Origin of the sequence: Sinorhizobium sp. BG8 (assembly GCF_016864555.1) — a bacterium.
GTDB lineage: Bacteria > Pseudomonadota > Alphaproteobacteria > Rhizobiales > Rhizobiaceae > BG8.
In genome coordinates, this window is sequence record NZ_CP044011.1 from 1,670,185 (window position 1) to 1,685,873 (window position 15,689).

The 15,689-nt window shown below is 63.1% G+C and carries 17 protein-coding genes; 12 read left to right on the top strand and 5 right to left on the bottom strand.

Translation table 11 applies throughout. The annotated features are described in order from the left end of the window. Positions 1-40: 40 nt before the first annotated feature. The 3 genes from F3Y30_RS07695 (at position 41) to glcF (ending at position 4,032) form a co-directional block, all read left to right on the top strand. The gene (locus F3Y30_RS07695; RefSeq protein ID WP_203425880.1) at positions 41-1,477 is read left to right on the top strand and encodes an FAD-linked oxidase C-terminal domain-containing protein; all 1,437 of its coding nucleotides are present in this window, start codon (positions 41-43) and stop codon (positions 1,475-1,477) included. Next, positions 1,474-2,670, top strand: a complete 1,197-nt coding sequence (locus tag F3Y30_RS07700) for an FAD-binding protein (protein WP_203425881.1) — start codon at positions 1,474-1,476, stop codon at positions 2,668-2,670. Before F3Y30_RS07695 ends, F3Y30_RS07700 begins: the two co-directional genes overlap by 4 nt. 63 nt (positions 2,671-2,733) lie before the next feature. Continuing rightward, positions 2,734-4,032, top strand: a complete 1,299-nt coding sequence (gene glcF / locus F3Y30_RS07705; protein WP_203425882.1) for a glycolate oxidase subunit GlcF — start codon at positions 2,734-2,736, stop codon at positions 4,030-4,032. Between the two features lie 90 nt (positions 4,033-4,122). On the opposite strand, the gene F3Y30_RS07710 is transcribed toward glcF, so the two are convergent. Together F3Y30_RS07710 and F3Y30_RS07715 are read right to left on the bottom strand one after the other, a co-directional pair. Further along, positions 4,123-4,818 (bottom strand): L,D-transpeptidase, encoded by a 696-nt coding sequence (locus F3Y30_RS07710; protein ID WP_203425883.1) that lies wholly within the window; start codon positions 4,816-4,818, stop codon positions 4,123-4,125. Positions 4,819-5,048: 230 nt separating this feature from the next. After that, on the bottom strand, positions 5,049-5,786 hold the full coding sequence (locus tag F3Y30_RS07715; RefSeq protein WP_203425884.1) for a L,D-transpeptidase: 738 nt from the start codon (positions 5,784-5,786) through the stop codon (positions 5,049-5,051). Positions 5,787-6,044: 258 nt separating this feature from the next. On the opposite strand from F3Y30_RS07715, the gene F3Y30_RS07720 reads away from it, so the two are divergent. Both F3Y30_RS07720 and F3Y30_RS07725 read left to right on the top strand, forming a co-directional pair. Beyond that, entirely contained in the window at positions 6,045-6,674 is a 630-nt protein-coding gene (locus F3Y30_RS07720; RefSeq protein ID WP_203425885.1) for a DNA-3-methyladenine glycosylase I, read from the top strand. A gap of 196 nt (positions 6,675-6,870) precedes the next feature. Further along, positions 6,871-7,104 carry a hypothetical protein gene (locus F3Y30_RS07725; protein ID WP_203425886.1) on the top strand — a complete coding sequence of 78 codons (234 nt, stop codon included), beginning with the start codon at positions 6,871-6,873 and terminating at the stop codon, positions 7,102-7,104. 36 nt (positions 7,105-7,140) lie between these two features. Here the strand turns inward: F3Y30_RS07725 and F3Y30_RS07730 are convergent, their stop codons facing one another. The 3 genes from F3Y30_RS07730 to F3Y30_RS07740 form a co-directional block, all read right to left on the bottom strand. Further along, positions 7,141-7,452: a DUF305 domain-containing protein gene (locus F3Y30_RS07730; protein WP_246752959.1), complete on the bottom strand. Its 312-nt coding sequence runs from the start codon at positions 7,450-7,452 to the stop codon at positions 7,141-7,143. Positions 7,453-7,592: 140 nt separating this feature from the next. After that, positions 7,593-7,931 (bottom strand): hypothetical protein, encoded by a 339-nt coding sequence (locus F3Y30_RS07735; protein ID WP_203425887.1) that lies wholly within the window; start codon positions 7,929-7,931, stop codon positions 7,593-7,595. A gap of 22 nt (positions 7,932-7,953) precedes the next feature. Continuing rightward, positions 7,954-8,400 (bottom strand): hypothetical protein, encoded by a 447-nt coding sequence (locus tag F3Y30_RS07740; protein WP_203425888.1) that lies wholly within the window; start codon positions 8,398-8,400, stop codon positions 7,954-7,956. 250 nt (positions 8,401-8,650) lie between these two features. Between F3Y30_RS07740 and F3Y30_RS07745 the strand changes: the two genes are divergently transcribed. The 7 genes from F3Y30_RS07745 (at position 8,651) to F3Y30_RS07775 (ending at position 15,639) form a co-directional block, all read left to right on the top strand. Beyond that, a complete protein-coding gene (locus F3Y30_RS07745; RefSeq protein WP_203425889.1) occupies positions 8,651-9,274 on the top strand; it encodes a helix-turn-helix domain-containing protein in 624 nt (207 codons plus the stop codon). A gap of 86 nt (positions 9,275-9,360) precedes the next feature. After that, entirely contained in the window at positions 9,361-10,983 is a 1,623-nt protein-coding gene (gene hisS, locus F3Y30_RS07750; RefSeq protein WP_203425890.1) for a histidine--tRNA ligase, read from the top strand. Between the two features lie 115 nt (positions 10,984-11,098). Beyond that, positions 11,099-12,238 carry an ATP phosphoribosyltransferase regulatory subunit gene (locus tag F3Y30_RS07755; protein ID WP_203425891.1) on the top strand — a complete coding sequence of 380 codons (1,140 nt, stop codon included), beginning with the start codon at positions 11,099-11,101 and terminating at the stop codon, positions 12,236-12,238. Beyond that, positions 12,235-12,930 (top strand): ATP phosphoribosyltransferase, encoded by a 696-nt coding sequence (hisG, locus tag F3Y30_RS07760; RefSeq protein ID WP_203425892.1) that lies wholly within the window; start codon positions 12,235-12,237, stop codon positions 12,928-12,930. The genes F3Y30_RS07755 and hisG overlap by 4 nt, the downstream gene beginning before the upstream one ends. Before the next feature lie 8 nt (positions 12,931-12,938). After that, entirely contained in the window at positions 12,939-13,544 is a 606-nt protein-coding gene (locus tag F3Y30_RS07765; RefSeq protein ID WP_203425893.1) for a class I SAM-dependent methyltransferase, read from the top strand. A gap of 75 nt (positions 13,545-13,619) precedes the next feature. Beyond that, the gene (locus F3Y30_RS07770) at positions 13,620-14,327 is read left to right on the top strand and encodes a glutathione binding-like protein (protein ID WP_203425894.1); all 708 of its coding nucleotides are present in this window, start codon (positions 13,620-13,622) and stop codon (positions 14,325-14,327) included. Between the two features lie 85 nt (positions 14,328-14,412). After that, a complete protein-coding gene (locus tag F3Y30_RS07775) occupies positions 14,413-15,639 on the top strand; it encodes an FAD-dependent oxidoreductase (protein ID WP_203425895.1) in 1,227 nt (408 codons plus the stop codon). The last annotated feature ends 50 nt before the right edge of the window (positions 15,640-15,689 follow it).

Consider the following 15,689-nt stretch of genomic DNA (forward strand, 5'->3'; position numbering starts at 1 on the left):
AAAGAAAAAATACCACTTGTGAGGCTGGGAGGTTCGCCGCATGGATCAGATCGGGTTCCTGGAACCGAAGGCGGAAGTTCTCGCCCGCCGCAGCCAGATCGTTGCCGACCTCGCGGACCTTCTGCCGCCCGGCTGCCTCGTGCATGAGCCGCGCGAACTCGTGCCCTTCGAGACCGATGCGTTTGTTTCCTACCGGCGCGTTCCGCTGGCGGTCGCGCTGCCGGAGACGACGGCCCAGGTCGCAGCTGTCATGAAGTACTGCGCCCGCTACGGCATTCCCGTCGTGCCGCGCGGTGCCGGGACCTCCCTTTCGGGCGGCGCGATTCCGCAGGAGGATGCGGTCGTGCTCGGGCTGTCGAAGATGTCTCGTATCCTGGAAGTGGACTACGCCAATCGCACGGCAACGGTTCAGGCCGGCGTCACCAATCTCAACATTTCCGAAGCCGTGTCGGCGGATGGCTATTTCTACGCGCCGGATCCGAGCTCCCAGCTCGCCTGTACCATTGGCGGCAACATCGGGATGAACTCGGGAGGCGCCCACTGTCTGAAATACGGGGTCACCACCAACAATCTCCTCGGCGTGAAGCTGGTGATGACGGATGGAACGGTCGTCGACCTCGGCGGAAAGGCGCTCGACGCGCCCGGGCTTGATCTCCTCGGCCTCGTCTGCGGTGCAGAGGGGCAGCTCGGCATCGTCACGGAAGCGACGGTGCGGCTCATCGCGAAGCCGGAAGGTGCGCGCCCCGTTCTCTTCGGTTTCGATTCCTCGGAGCAGGCAGGTGCCTGTGTCGCCGACATCATCGGCGCCGGCATCATTCCCGTCGCGATCGAGTTCATGGACAAGCCGGCGATCGGCATCTGCGAAGCCTTTGCCGGTGCGGGCTATCCGATGGATGTCGAGGCCCTGCTGATCGTCGAGGTCGAGGGGTCGGATGCGGAGATGGACGGCATGCTGGCGAGCATCATCGAGATCGCCCGGCGTCATGACGTGAAGGTCGTCAAGGAAAGCCAGTCCGCCACGGAGGCAGCGCTCATCTGGAAGGGCCGCAAATCCGCTTTCGGCGCAACGGGCCGCATTGCCGACTACATATGCATGGATGGAACGGTGCCGCTCAGCCAGCTCTCCAAAGTGCTGCGCGGCACGGCCGAGATCATCGAGCGCTACGGCCTTCGAGTGGCAAACGTCTTCCATGCGGGCGATGGCAACATGCATCCTCTCATCCTGTTCAACGCCAACGATCCCGAGGATGCCGCCCGTGCGGAAGCTGCCGGCAACGACATCCTGAAACTCTGCGTCGACGTCGGCGGCTGCCTGACGGGAGAGCACGGGGTCGGCATAGAGAAGCGGGACCTGATGCGCCACCAGTACACCGATGCGGACCTCGCCCAGCAGATGGCGGTGCGCGCCGCCTTCGATCCCCAGTGGATCCTCAATCCCTCGAAAGTCTTCCCGCTCGAAGGACGGCCCGCCGCATGACCATGACGCATGAGCCTTTGTCCGAGGAGGCTGCCGCACGGATCGTGCAGGCGGCCGCGGCATCCGGAACCAGTCTATCGATCCGCGGTGGCGGGACGCGCTCTCGGCCGGATGCGGCCGAGGCCGACATCCTCTCCACGGCCGGGCTTTCCGGCATTGTCGCCTATAATCCCGCCGAGATGACGCTGACGGCTAGGGCCGGCACGCCGCTTGCCGAAATCGAGGCGGCCGTCGCCGAGAGGCGCCAGATGCTTTCTTTCGAGCCGATGGACATGCGGCCGGTCCTTGCAACGACCGGGGAGCCGACCATCGGCGGCGTTTTCGCCACCAACGCCTCCGGGCCGCGCCGCTATGTTGCCGGTGCCGCGCGTGACAGCCTTCTTGGCGTCCGTTTCGTGAACGGCCAGGGCGAGATCGTCAAGGCGGGTGGCCGGGTGATGAAGAACGTGACGGGGCTCGATCTCGTCAAGCTTCTGGCGGGATCGCGCGGATCGCTCGCGCTCCTGACCGAGGTCACGTTCCGCCTCCTGCCGGTGCCGCAGACCGCGCTCACCATCGTCGTCTCGGGACTGAACGACGCGGAGGCCGCTGCCGCAATGGCAACGGCCATGTCGATGTCGGTCGAGGTTTCAGGGGCGGCACACCTGCCGGAATCGGTGAGGGGACGCTTCGTCGACGGCACGCTTCCCGAAGGCGCCGCCACCGTCCTGCGCCTCGAGGGGCTCGCCGCATCGGTCGCCGTCCGTGCCGAACGCCTCGCCGCCGGGATGGCGCGGTTCGGCGGCGTGTTAACGCTCGGCGAGGAGGCGAGCCTCCGGCTGTGGCGCGAAATCCGCGACGTCCATCCCTATTGCGACGGGAGTGACCGTCCGCTCTGGCGGGTATCCGTCGCACCGACGGCCGGGCACCAGCTTGTCGCGGCCCTTCGGCTGGAGACGGGCGTGGACGCCTTCTATGACTGGCAGGGTGGCCTGGTCTGGCTTCGGATGGAGGCAGATCCCGAGGCGCCGCTCGTGCGCAGCTACATCAAGGCGCTCGGCGGCGGGCATGCCACGCTCGTGCGCGCTCCCGCTTGGCTGGCTGCCGGCATTGCGGCCTTCGAGCCGCAACCCGAGCCGGTCGCAGCGCTCAGCATACGGATCAAGGAAAAGTTCGATCCGGCAGGAATTTTCGCTTCGCAGTTGGCCGGGTGAGGAGATGGCGGCTCAAGGCTCCACCACTCCCACCTCGCTCCGCCAGGACAAGGGCATTTTCTGATGCAGACCAATTTCACGCCCGAGCAGTTGGCTGACCCGCACGTCGCCAACTCGGAAAAGATCCTGCGCAAGTGCGTCCATTGCGGCTTCTGCACCGCCACCTGTCCGACCTATGTGACGCTCGGGAACGAACTCGACAGTCCGCGGGGGCGCATCTACCTCATCAAGGACATGCTGGAAAACGGCCGCCCGGCGGACGAGCAGGTCGTGACGCACATCGATCGCTGCCTCTCCTGCCTGGCCTGCACCACGACATGTCCATCCGGCGTCGACTACATGCATCTCGTCGATCACGCCCGCGCCCATATCGAGCAGACCTTCCGGCGTCCGTTCTGGAACCGCCTGACCCGGAACATCCTTGCGGCGGTGTTGCCCTATCCTGGCCGGTTCCGGCTGGCCCTTCGCGCAGCTGCCCTGGGCAGGCCGCTCGCGGGCCTGCTGAAGCGGGTCAAGCCCCTTGAACCCTTCGCCGCGATGCTGGATCTGGCGCCGAAGGCCGTTCCGCCGCGCTCGGACAGCGCACGGCCCGGGGCGCGGCCTCCGGCGGGAGAAAAGCGCGGACGCGTCGCTATTCTCTCCGGCTGTGCGCAGCCCGTGCTGCGGCCCGAGATCAACGAAGCGACGCTGCGCCTGCTCTCCCGTTTCGGCATCGAGGTTGTGGTGCCGGAGGGCGAGGTCTGCTGCGGCTCGCTGGTCCACCACATGGGGCGCGAGGAGCAGGCGCTCGATGCCGCGCGCCACAACGTCGACGTCTGGACACGGCTCATCGACAATGGCGGGCTCGACGCGATCATCATCACTGCCTCCGGCTGTGGGACGACAATCAAGGACTACGGTTTCATGCTGCGCCTCGATCCCGCCTATGCGGAAAAGGCCAGGCGTGTCTCGGCACTCGCCAAGGACATAACGGAGTATCTGGCGACGCTCGACCTGCCGCGGCAGGAATTGCGGCAGGTTACGGTCGCTTACCATTCGGCCTGCTCCATGCAGCACGGGCAGAAGATCACTCTTGCGCCCAAGAACCTGCTGAAGGCCGCAGGCTTTGCCGTTCGCGATCCCGCCGAAGGACACCTCTGCTGCGGATCGGCCGGGACCTACAACATCCTGCAGCCGGAAATCTCGGGCAAGCTGAAGGCGCGCAAGGTGAAAAACCTCGAGGCCGTGAAGCCCGACATCATCGCGACCGGCAACATCGGCTGCATCACGCAGATCGCGACGGGAACCGAGATCCCGATCCTGCACACCGTCGAGCTGCTTGACTGGGCTTACGGCGGAGAAAAGCCCAAGGCTCTCGCCTGAACTCTCACTTTGCCGCACAAATGAAGAATGCCGGCGCTGGGCCGGCATTCAAAGTCCTTATGTGCGCTAGTCGTGCCGGGACCGGGCGCGTCAGCCGCCGAACAGCGTTCTGAAAATATCGACCCCGCGGTCCTGATAGCTGACGGTGCCCTGGCGGTTGCCCGGACCAACGACGATGACCTTGGCGCCGATGCCCGCGCGCTCATAGAGGTGCTCCACGTCCTTGTTCATCATGCGGATGCACCCGGACGACATGTTGAGACCGATTGTCCAGGGCTGGTTCGTGCCATGGATCCGGAATGCGGTGTCGTTGCCACCCTTGTAGAGATAGAGGGCACGCGCACCGAGCGGATTGTCGATCCCGCCCTCCTGGTAGGTCGGCAGGATGCGACCCTTTGCGGCTTCGCGCCGGCGCATCTCCGCAGGCGGTGTCCATCCCGGCCATTCGGCCTTGCGGCCGACCGTCACCACGCCCGACCAGCCGAAACCTTCACGGCCGACCCCGATCCCGTAACGTGTCGCGCGGTTCCCGCCCTCGATGAAGTAGAGATATTTGTTGTTGGTATCGACGATGATCGTGCCGGGGCGCTCGTCGGTAACGAGCCGCACCTTGCGGCGAAGATACTGCGGCGCCGGCTGCTTCTGCACGGCGACCAGGCTGACGTCCGAGGTTGCGGCCTGGCGCGCATCCGCTTGGCCCGCAGTGAACGCGGCTGCCGGTGCCGCCGGCAGGATCGCAGTGACTGCGATGACGCCTGCGAGAAGCATGGGCATATATTTTTGCATGATCGTTTCCCTCTCTACCCCGGTCATGAAACGCTACCGATCGCGATCGTAAATTCAAGTCGATCCCTGTGCGATAATACGATTGTGATGTTCGTTTTATGCGCAGGTGCGGCTTCTGTGCTTCATAGTCATGCAGCGGGCCGGACACAATACCGGCTCGCTGCGGTGCGATACACCATCGGCAGACCCTGTTTCTTGAATTGAAATATGGAGCGCCGGATATGCTGGGCTCAGATCACGATGACTTTCGTTCCGACCTTCACGCGTTCGTAGAGATCGACCACATCTTCGTTGCGCATGCGGATGCAGCCGGATGAAACGGCGTAGCCGATCGTCCAGGGCGCGTTGGTCCCGTGAATGCGGTAGAGGGTGGAACCCAGATACATGGCACGCGAACCGAGCGGGTTTGCAGGCCCGCCTTCCATGAACGCGGGAAGGTAGTGGCCCTTCGCCGCTTCGCGGGAGATCATCTCCTGCGGGGGCGTCCAGCTCGGCCATTCCGCCTTGCGGGTGATCTTGTGCGCGCCGGCCCATTCGAAGCCGGGCTTGCCGACGCCGACGCCGTAGCGCCGGGCCTTGCCGTTCTCCATGACGAGGTAGAGGAAGCGGTTGTTGGTATCGATGACGACCGTGCCGGCCTTGTGCGTCGTATCGTAGTCGACGAGCTGCGGCAGGAACATCGGATCCATCTGCGTCTGGACGGGCTTGTTTGCACGCACCGCCGCCACCTGCTGAACGCGCGGCGTGTTGCTGCGCAGGATCTGCCTCTGGAACGCCTGCTGGCGCTTGACGGTGCGCCGCTCTAGAACCGCGGGCCGGACGCCCTGGCCGCCGAGCTGCATTACCCAGGGCGCCGTCAGGTCGGGGCTTACCACCACGGGCGGGCGTGTCATGTATCGATCGTCGGCATGGGCGGCGCCCGCTGCAAGCAGAAGAGTGGTGGCAAGGAGAATGGACATTCTTGACATGGCGTACCCGTAACCTTTCGCCGCACAGAAGATTCCCGCCGACCCGAACGGGCGGCGGGGGTTGCATCGTTGAACCGTGCACGCCCTCCGGGCGCGCTGTGGTTCGATGCTCGCATCCCCCGGAAAGCGAATGGTAAACGGACGATCGTTCGACATCGAACGGAACGATAAACCGTCGGGTAGGGTTATTGCGGCCTTTCCAAAGCTGGTTGATCAATGGTAAATGCGAACAAACAGGAAACAAAGGGAGCGTTGGTCATGTCGGAAAAAGGGTTGATCGTCGGGGAAGACGGCAGGAGCCGGTGCGCCTGGCACGGCAATCTAGAGGACTACCGGCGCTACCACGACGCCGAGTGGGGACGTCCGGTCACCGACGACTTCCGCCTGTTCGAGAAGATCTGCCTGGAAGGGTTCCAGTCCGGTCTGTCCTGGCTGACGATACTGCGCAAGAGGGAGAGCTTCCGCTCCGCCTTCGCCGGCTTCGACTACGACAGGGTCGCGGCCTTCGGTGACGACGACATCGCCCGGTGCCTTGCCGACGCGGGGATCGTCCGCCATCGCGGCAAGATCGTCTCGACGATCAACAATGCGAGACGGGCGCAGGAGATGCGGTCGGAGTTCGGCTCGCTCGCCCGCTATTTCTGGGCCCATGAACCGCAAGTGGAAGAACGTCCGGAGCGGATGGATTACGAGACCCTCGTCGCCAACCCGACCACGGCGATGTCGGTTCGCATCTCGAAGGATCTCAAGAAACGCGGGTGGACCTTCGTCGGGCCGACCACAATCTACGCGTTCATGCAGGCGATGGGCCTCGTCAACGATCATCTGGAAGGGTGCTTCTGCCGCGAGGAGGTTGAGCAGGCGAGGGCGCGCTTCGTGAAGCCGTAACCACGGCTTTTAAAAGCAAATACAGATTCTAACCCCTCAGAATCAGGTGTTCCTTCCGTATTTGCTTTCCAAGAGAATCATGTAGCTTCTGGTTGAGGCGGCAATTTCGGCAAGTTGTATTGCAGGATGGTTCCCTGGCGCGTGAGTGCGATCATGCCGCTTTCCGCTGATGGATTTGGCAGGTTGGGGGAAGTGTATGTCGAACGACATGGGGATAGAGCATTGGGCGTGCGAGAAGGCCCAGGAAATCGTGTTGCGTGAGGGGTTCAACCTTATCCGGTCCGCCCGCGAGCACAACAACGTGGAAATTCGCCAGCACAGCCTGATGCTGGCGAGAGCGATTGCCGCGACCCTGGTGGAAGCCTCGGTGTCCCGGGACGGCTCCGCTGACGATGGCGTCCTCGAAGTGTCGGCTTCGACCCGGCAGTAACACAGCGGGCCGAAGCTTCTTGAGAACGCGGCGTTCCTACTGACCGTTCTTCTTCAGCCAGTCCTTCATCATCGAGATCTCGCCCTCCTGGGCCTTTATGATCTCTTCCGCGAGCTTGCGCAGCGCGGCATCCTTGCCGTACTGCAGTTCGACCTTGGCCATGTCGATCGCTCCCTGGTGGTGAGCGATCATGCCGCGAACGAAGTCGACATCGGCGTTGCCGCTGAAATCGATATCCATGCCTTGGTGCATCCTGGTGTTGGCCGCGATGAAGGCCTCGGTCGAGGGGCTGCGAGCACCCTCCGCCTGCTCCATCGCCATCGGGTCGTGGTCCATCCCGTCATGCATGGTGTTGTTCGAATCCTGCGCGAAGGCAGGCATGATGAATGCGAGCGCGATCGCGGCGCCCAAACCAACCTTTTTCATGGTGGTCCTTCCAATCTGAAACATATCCTTGCGGAGCGAACTCCGCGCGAAAGCGAGCGGTTTCAGGTGCGCGGCGGCGGATCGAGCGGCGGAAGGTCGATTCCCGAAAGCGTGGTGGCCTCGCCCTCGACACGGGCGAGCGCTCGGGGAGCCGGCGCCGAGACGCCCGCATCGGGCGTGACCGCGAAGCATGCGGCGCAGAGCAGGGGATGCAGCCGTGGATGCCCGCCGGTTCGATGATCCGGGCTTGCTCGGTCGCCATCGGCATGTGCTGCGCTTGCGTCATGATGGGTGATGGCGGTTGTCGTCCCATGTCCGCTATGGGCAGCCATCGACGCTGCCGGCATCCAGCCGGCGAGCATCGCGCCCAAAAACGCGAGGACAATGAAGAACCGTCTCATGCCTTACATCTAGGAAGAATCGCTAGCCGAGAAAAGAGGGGCGTCGGCCATTTGTCGGTGATCCCCAATCTCCGTCACACTCCTCGCGTATGAACGCGAAGACGCCGTGGATGACGCCCATCTGGCCCTCGAGAAGATCAGAACGACCGACGCAATAGACCGGCCGGCGCAGGTTGTCGCGAGCATGGATCGTCGTCGCGAACGAGAAGCTTGCGGAGGTCCCGCTCGCTTCCTCAAGGGCCCACAATATCCTGGGGCAGTCCACCGGATCGTAGGACCGGATAAGCTCGACGATGCCGCACGGGCTGCGATGCATGTCGTGCATGGCGAGCGTCTGCGCACCGAGTTCGATGAGGCCCGTCGAAAGATCGGCTCCCCATTCCTCGTAGACAAAACTGCTCCGGACGGCAGAGACGTCCGAACCGGCCAGTTCCGCAATGGCGGCGAGGTGGCCCGTCTGAGATCCCACTTCAAAACCCTGCACATGAATATGGGAACTACCGATGGCCTGCCGCACAGTCCGATGCTGCGCTTTTTGTGGCATCTGCAATCTGATCCTCGAAATATCCCGCGGTCTGGTTTGAGATTGAGTAGCTGCGAGATGATTGTTCACGTTAGAGTAGCCGACATTGAACCTGGCAGGAACAAGGGTTGCTAGTCGTTTAATAAACCTTTAGTTGTTATTTTATGCATGTTGCAATCAATAAGGATTGACCCTCATGCTGCACACGCCGACGGATCTCGTTCACCAGCTTCGCGCATATCGGATGAAGGTAGGACTAACCCAGGAGGATATCGCCTGGAAGCTGGGTTTTTCCCCCATCACCGTATCGCGCTGGGAGCGGGGCGTCAGTATTCCGGACCTAAGGGCGACCGGCGCGATCGTGGATTTTCTGCGCCGCGCCGACCAGCAGAGCGAGCGCCTGCTGATCCGCGCTATCCAGAACTCGCGCGAAAGCAGAAACCTATGGGAAGGACGCGACATTCGCTATCTTGCCGGATCTCCACAGGAGTTCCGGGAGTCACCCGAAATGCGCGCGGTCGTCGGCACCAGCATCAGGCGTTATGTGACCGGTATCTACCGCGAGGTGATGGAAAACCATGACATCATCAACGGGATCGAGGCAGGCGAGATTGCGCGCATCGACATTTATGGCGGGCCTGTGCTTTCCATGACGTCGATTCCGTCAGGCTTCGTGCAGTTGAAGCGCCTGACCTTCGGCGGAAAAATGCTCGGCATAATCCGGGGGGAAACCCAGTCCATGCTGATCCCCGCGGTAAGCGCGCCGCCGCATCCGGGGTTCAAGGTTCTGAGCTGGGACGTCCTGTCGCGCCGGCCCTAAGTTTCGCCACCCCTTCGCCCTTGCCGCCTCGGGTTCAATCCGCTAGGGAAGCCCACAAAGAAAATCCAGCGTTTTTGGGCATCCCGATGAGCGAAAAACAGAAGAAACCGCAGAAGCTGAGGGCCCGTCTGCCACGTGGCTTTGTCGACCGGTCTGCCTCCGACATCCGTGCCGTCAACGAGATGACTGGCAAGATCCGCGAGGTCTACGAGCGCTACGGTTTCGATCCCGTCGAGACGCCGCTGTTCGAGTACACGGATGCGCTCGGCAAGTTCCTGCCCGACAGCGACCGGCCGAACGAGGGCGTCTTCTCGCTTCAGGACGATGACGACCAGTGGATGAGCCTGCGCTACGACCTGACGGCCCCGCTCGCCCGTCATGTCGCGGAAAACTTCAACGAGATCCAGCTTCCCTATCGCACCTATCGCGCAGGCTACGTCTTCCGCAACGAGAAGCCGGGCCCGGGCCGCTTCCGCCAGTTCATGCAGTTCGACGCCGATACGGTCGGTGCCGCGGGCGTCCAGGCGGATGCCGAGATGTGCATGATGATGGCCGACACGATGGAAGCGCTCGGCATCGCGCGCGGCGACTATGTCATTCGCGTCAACAACCGCAAGGTCCTCGACGGCGTGCTCGAGGAAATCGGGCTTGGTGGCCCGGAGAACGCTAATGCACGCCTCACCGTACTGCGCGCCATCGACAAGCTCGACAAGTTCGGCCCCGAGGGCGTTCGTCTCCTGCTCGGCGAGGGCCGCAAGGACGAGAGTGGCGACTTTACTAAGGGAGCCGGGCTAAAGGACGAACAGATCAAAGTCGTTGAAGAGAAGGTAATCTTCTTCTCAACCGGCGCTCGCTTCACCCGTGCTAAGCAAGGTGGCCTGGCGGACAACGTTGTTCTGGACGATCGCTTACCAAGTGATCCTGAAGCTCTTTGGTTGGACAATCTGGATCTTGCCGAGATGGTCAGCAAAAGAGGCTCTAACAATGAGATTGGCCTAGCCGCGGCCGAAGAACTGAGAACCATGGCTCAGCTGTTCCACTCGGCGGGATACGGCACAAAACGAATCCTGATCGACCCATCCGTCGTGCGCGGCCTGGAGTACTACACCGGCCCGGTCTTCGAGGCCGAGCTGCAGTTCGCGGTCACCAACGAGAAGGGCGAGAAGGTCGTCTTCGGTTCGGTCGGCGGCGGTGGCCGCTATGACGGACTCGTTTCGCGCTTCATGGGCCAGCCGGTTCCTGCTACGGGCTTCTCCATCGGCGTCTCGCGCCTGATGACGGCACTCAAGAATCTCGGCAAGCTCGGCCAGAGCGAAGTGATCGAACCGGTCCTGGTCACGGTCATGGATGGCGATGTCGGCTCGATGGGCCGCTACCAGCGCTTCACACAGGAACTCCGAGCCGCCGGCATCCGCGCCGAAATGTACCAGGGCAACTGGAAGAAGTTCGGAAACCAGCTGAAATACGCCGACCGTCGCAATTGCCCCATCGCCATCATCCAGGGCGGCGACGAGCGGGCCGAGGGCGTCGTCCAGATCAAGGATCTGATCGAGGGCAAGCGGCTCTCCGGCGAGATCGAGGACAACGCCGCCTGGCGCGAGGCGCGCGCCGCGCAGATCTCGGTGCCGGAAAACCAGCTGGTCGAAAAGGTTCGCGAAATTCTCGCCGCGCAGGCGGAAGACCGCGAGCGGGCGGGCAGGGACGCCTGACAATGAGGAGCGCCTCCTGCCTGGGATCTGGGCGACCAAGCCAGTCCGCCAACCTCGTCGTTGACGCAGGCAGCAGCTGGAGGCAGCGCGATGCTGGCAGAGGGAGTGCATTCGGATGCCGCTGATCAACCTTCCCGTCTTCGCTCCCCAGATGCTCGCTGACTTCGCCGCTCTTGGAACCGAGCGTGTCGATACGCCCGTCATCCAGCCGGCGGAACCGTTCCTCGACATGGCGGGCGAGGACTTGCGCCGCCGCATCTTCATGACCGAGAGCGAAACCGGCGCGAGCCTGTGCCTGCGCCCCGAGTTCACCATCCCCGTCTGTCTACGCCATATCGAGACGGCGACCGGCACACCCAAGCGCTACGCCTATCTCGGCGAGGTGTTCCGCCAGCGCCGCGGCGGTGCGAACGAATTCTACCAGGCCGGCATCGAGGACCTCGGCGAGACCGATACGGCGGGCGCCGACGCGCGCGCTATCCATGATGCCCTGCTGGTTTTGACAAAGCGCCTTCCCGGTGCACCGTTTGCCGTCACCCTTGGCGATCAGTCCGTCTTCGAGGCCGTCGTCGCCGCCTGCGGCCTGCCCGCGGGCTGGCAGAAGCGTCTCGTGCACGCCTTCGGAAACCAGACCCAGTTGCAGAAGCTCCTCGGGCAGCTCGCAAATCCGTCCGCAACGGGCGTCTTCGGCCCGGAGGTCGAGCGTCTCGCGATCCTCGGTCTCCTTGAGGATGAGGAGCGGCTTGCGGCCCATATCGACCAGACCATGGAAGCGACGGGCTATTCCACCAACGCCAGCCGCAGCCCCGCGGAAATCGCCCGGCGACTGCGCGAAAAGATGGAACTCGAGAGCACACGCCTCGAAGGCGGCACGCTCGCCATGCTGACGGAGTTCCTCTCGTTGGAAGTAAGCCTCGCGGAAGCGCCCGACGCACTCTTCGCCTTCGCCGACAAGGCGGGCCTCACGATGGACAAGGCGCTCTCCGGCTTTGACGCCCGCGTGGCGGCCCTTGCGAATGTCGGCGTGGATCTCTCCTCCGTCACCTATCGCGCTGCCTTCGGGCGTCCGCTGGACTACTACACCGGCCTCGTCTTCGAGGTGACCCTCGAAGGGGACTCGTCCGTGCTTGCCGGTGGTGGGCGCTTTGACAGGTTGATGACGCTCCTTGGCGCAACGGACCGCATCCCCGCCGTGGGCTTCGCTCTCTGGCTCGATCGGATCGAACAGGCAATCGAAAGGAGCGCGCGGCAATGACGCTGACGATCGGCTTGCCGTCCAAGGGCCGCATGAAGGACGACGCTTCGGAAATCTTCTTCAGGGCTGGCCTGAAGATTGCCGCGGTCGGCAACGAGCGCTCCTATCGCGGCCGGGTCGAGGGCATCGACGATGTGGAAGTTGCTTTCCTGTCGGCCTCGGAAATCTCCCGCGAGCTGGCGAACGGTACCATCGACTTCGGTGTCACCGGAGAAGACCTTGTCCGGGAAGGGCTCGCTGAAGCGGATGCACGCGTAGAGTTCTGCGCGCGTCTCGGCTTCGGTCATGCGGACGTCGTGGTCGCGGTGCCGGAGATCTGGCTCGATGTCGACACGATGGCGGATCTTGCCGATGTCGCCGCGGATTTTCGCGCACGCCATGGCCGCAGGCTGACGATCGCGACGAAATACTGGCGGCTGACGCAGCAGTTCTTCTCCGGAAATCACGGCATCCAGCTCTACCGGATCGTCGAGAGCCTCGGTGCGACCGAGGGGGCGCCCGCCTCCGGGTCGGCAGATATCATCGTCGATATCACGTCGACCGGTTCAACACTGGTCGCCAATCACCTGAAGATCCTCTCCGACGGCGTGATCCTGAAATCGGAGGCCTGCTTCGTCCGGGCGCGAAAGGAAAGCCACGCCGGTGATCGGGCAGTGGACGAGATTGTCGAACGCCTTCGCGCCGCGCTGTGAAGCCGGACATGGGCGGCGATGACGACAAGATCACCGGCCTCTACGAGCGTCACGCGCTATCCTTCGATCGCGAGCGCGGACGCTCCTTGTTCGAGAGGCCGTGGCTCGATCGCTTCACTGCGCTGATCAGGCCGCAGGGAACGATCCTGGATATCGGCTGCGGCATGGGAGAACCGATCTCTGCGGCGCTGATCGCGGACGGCTTCCGCCTGACGGGGATCGACTCGTCGCAAACGCTGATTGACCTCTGCCGAAAACGATTTGCCGAGCACAGCTGGATCGTGTCGGACATGCGGACCCTGGCGCTCGCGCGGACGTTCGACGGTATCATCGCCTGGCACAGCTTCTTCCACCTCGATCCCGACAGCCAACGCCGGATGTTTCCCATCTTCGCGGCCCATGCCAGGCCCGGCGCGCCGCTGATGTTCACGGCGGGGCCATCCCATGGCGTTGCCATCGGGGAGTATCACGGCGAGCCGCTCTATCATGCCAGCCTCGACGCCGAAGAGTACCGCTCGCTGCTGGCAGAGTGCGGATTCGAGGTCGTCTCGCACGTCGTCGAGGATCCCGATTGTGGCGGTGCGACGGTGTGGCTCGCGCGTCGGCGGGCGTAATCCGGGATTTTCACCCCGGAGCTTTAAAAACCGGTTCCACGACCTACGTTAGAAGCCCACTTCAAGGAGTCCTCCATGGCAGATCTGTCTTCATTTCCCATCACCAAGAAATGGCCAGCAAAAAATCCCGATATCATCCAGCTCTATTCCCTACCGACGCCGAACGGCGTGAAGATTTCGATTGCGCTCGAGGAATTGGGCCTGCCTTACGAGGCTCATCGCATCGCATTTGATACCAATGATCAGAAGTCCCCGGAATTCGTTTCGCTGAACCCGAATGGCCGTATTCCGGCGATCATCGACCCCAAGGGCCCCGACGGAAAGCCGATCGGCCTGTTCGAATCCGGTGCGATCCTTGTCTATCTCGCCGAAAAGACCGGAAAGCTGATCCCGGCGGATGCTGCCGGCCGTTATGAAACGCTGTGCTGGGTCATGTTCCAGATGGGCGGCGTTGGTCCGATGTTCGGACAGTTCGGGCATTTCTTCAAGTTTGCCGCCGAAAAGGTCGCCAACAACTCCTATCCGATGGAGCGCTACCGTGACGAGTCGAAGCGCCTCCTGAGCGTTTTGGAAGCCCGTCTCGATGGACGCCAGTGGATCATGGGTGAGGAGCACACTATAGCCGACATCGCTCTCTATCCGTGGGTTCGCGGAGCGGACGTCTTCTACGGCGGCCGCGAAGTTCTCGACTATGCGGGTTTCCCGAATGTCATGGCCTGGCTGGAGCGCTGCCTGGAGCGGCCCGCCGCCAAGAAGGGACTGGACATCCCCGCCAGGACCTGAGGCCTAGCCCTATCGCTGCGGCCTGGTGGCGAGTTGACGCCGCCGGGCCGGACGCGTTACCACTCGTCAAAACAACAGATCGGGGATGGACATCGTGGCGGGAAGGTTGGTCGTAGCCGGAGGCGGTCAGGCGGCATTCGCGCTTGTCGCAAAGTTGCGGGCGTTGAAGGATACGCGTCCGATCACGATCGTCAGCGCAGAGGCTACCCTTCCATACCAGCGTCCGCCGCTCTCCAAGAAATATCTTCTGGGCGAGGCCGATCTCGAGCGGCTGCATTTCCGGGCGGAGAGCTGGTATCCGGAAAACGATGTCGAGGTGAAGCTGTCGACGGAGGTTGCCTGGATCGACCGTGCCGGCAAGACAGTCTCGCTGAGCGACGGCTCTATGCTGGAGTACGAGTATCTGGCGCTCGCGACCGGGGCGACGCCGCGCCGCCTGCCGGATGCGATCGGCGGAAATCTCAAGGGCGTGTTCACGGTCCGCGACTATCTCGACGCAGACCGCCTCGGCCTTGAAATGCAGGAAGGCCGCAAGGCGCTCATCGTCGGCGGCGGCTACATCGGACTTGAAGCCGCAGCCGTGGCGAGGGGGCGGGGCCTCGACGTCACTGTCATCGAAATGGCAGACCGCATTCTTCAGCGCGTGGCCTCGCCAGCCACCTCGTCGATCGTCAAGGAAATCCACATCGCGCGCGGCGTCGACGTCAGGGAAAAAACCGGCCTCGACAGGCTGGTCGGCGAGAACGGCCATGTAACGGGTGCGGAACTCTCCGATGGTTCCATCATTTCTGCGGATGTCGTCATCGTCGGCATCGGCATTGCCCCCAACGACCAGCTGGCCCGCGATGCCGGGCTGGAGGTCCTGAACGGTATCGTCGTCGACGACCATGCCCGGACCTCGGATCCGTCCATCTTCGCAATGGGCGACTGTAGCGTCCTGCCGTTGAAGGGCAGCATGGTCCGCCTCGAGTCCGTCCAGAATGCGGTAGACCAGGCGGAGGCGGTTGCGGCCATCATCGCCGGCGGTGACGAGCCCTATGTTCCCAAGCCCTGGTTCTGGTCGGATCAGTACGACGTCAAGCTGCAGATCGCCGGTTTCTGCATGGGGTTCGATGATACCCTCGTCAGGCCGGGCGCGCGTGAAGGAAGCGTCTCTGTGTGGTACTTCCGGGCGGGCGAACTGATCGCGGTCGATGCGGTCAACGACGCCAAGGCCTATGTCACCGGCAAGAAGCTTCTGGAACTCGGCCGCACCCCGGACCGGGCGCTTCTGGAAGATCCGTCTACCGACCTCAAGACCCTCGTCGCCTGACGAGCCGGCGTCTGCCTTGCCCGCGAAGGGCAGGCGATTCCCGTGCAATT

Excerpts from the sequence above, each read along its gene's own strand:
- F3Y30_RS07695 (WP_203425880.1), top strand. The coding sequence starts at position 41 with ATGGATCAGATCGGGTTCCTGGAACCGAAGGCGGAAGTTCTCGCCCGC.
- F3Y30_RS07700 (WP_203425881.1), top strand. The coding sequence starts at position 1,474 with ATGACCATGACGCATGAGCCTTTGTCCGAGGAGGCTGCCGCACGGATC.
- glcF (WP_203425882.1), top strand. The coding sequence starts at position 2,734 with ATGCAGACCAATTTCACGCCCGAGCAGTTGGCTGACCCGCACGTCGCC.
- F3Y30_RS07710 (WP_203425883.1), bottom strand. The coding sequence starts at position 4,818 with ATGCAAAAATATATGCCCATGCTTCTCGCAGGCGTCATCGCAGTCACT.
- F3Y30_RS07715 (WP_203425884.1), bottom strand. The coding sequence starts at position 5,786 with ATGTCAAGAATGTCCATTCTCCTTGCCACCACTCTTCTGCTTGCAGCG.
- F3Y30_RS07720 (WP_203425885.1), top strand. The coding sequence starts at position 6,045 with ATGTCGGAAAAAGGGTTGATCGTCGGGGAAGACGGCAGGAGCCGGTGC.
- F3Y30_RS07725 (WP_203425886.1), top strand. The coding sequence starts at position 6,871 with ATGTCGAACGACATGGGGATAGAGCATTGGGCGTGCGAGAAGGCCCAG.
- F3Y30_RS07730 (WP_246752959.1), bottom strand. The coding sequence starts at position 7,452 with ATGCATGACGGGATGGACCACGACCCGATGGCGATGGAGCAGGCGGAG.
- F3Y30_RS07735 (WP_203425887.1), bottom strand. The coding sequence starts at position 7,931 with ATGAGACGGTTCTTCATTGTCCTCGCGTTTTTGGGCGCGATGCTCGCC.
- F3Y30_RS07745 (WP_203425889.1), top strand. The coding sequence starts at position 8,651 with ATGCTGCACACGCCGACGGATCTCGTTCACCAGCTTCGCGCATATCGG.
- hisS (WP_203425890.1), top strand. The coding sequence starts at position 9,361 with ATGAGCGAAAAACAGAAGAAACCGCAGAAGCTGAGGGCCCGTCTGCCA.
- F3Y30_RS07755 (WP_203425891.1), top strand. The coding sequence starts at position 11,099 with ATGCCGCTGATCAACCTTCCCGTCTTCGCTCCCCAGATGCTCGCTGAC.
- hisG (WP_203425892.1), top strand. The coding sequence starts at position 12,235 with ATGACGCTGACGATCGGCTTGCCGTCCAAGGGCCGCATGAAGGACGAC.
- F3Y30_RS07765 (WP_203425893.1), top strand. The coding sequence starts at position 12,939 with ATGGGCGGCGATGACGACAAGATCACCGGCCTCTACGAGCGTCACGCG.
- F3Y30_RS07770 (WP_203425894.1), top strand. The coding sequence starts at position 13,620 with ATGGCAGATCTGTCTTCATTTCCCATCACCAAGAAATGGCCAGCAAAA.
- F3Y30_RS07775 (WP_203425895.1), top strand. The coding sequence starts at position 14,413 with ATGGACATCGTGGCGGGAAGGTTGGTCGTAGCCGGAGGCGGTCAGGCG.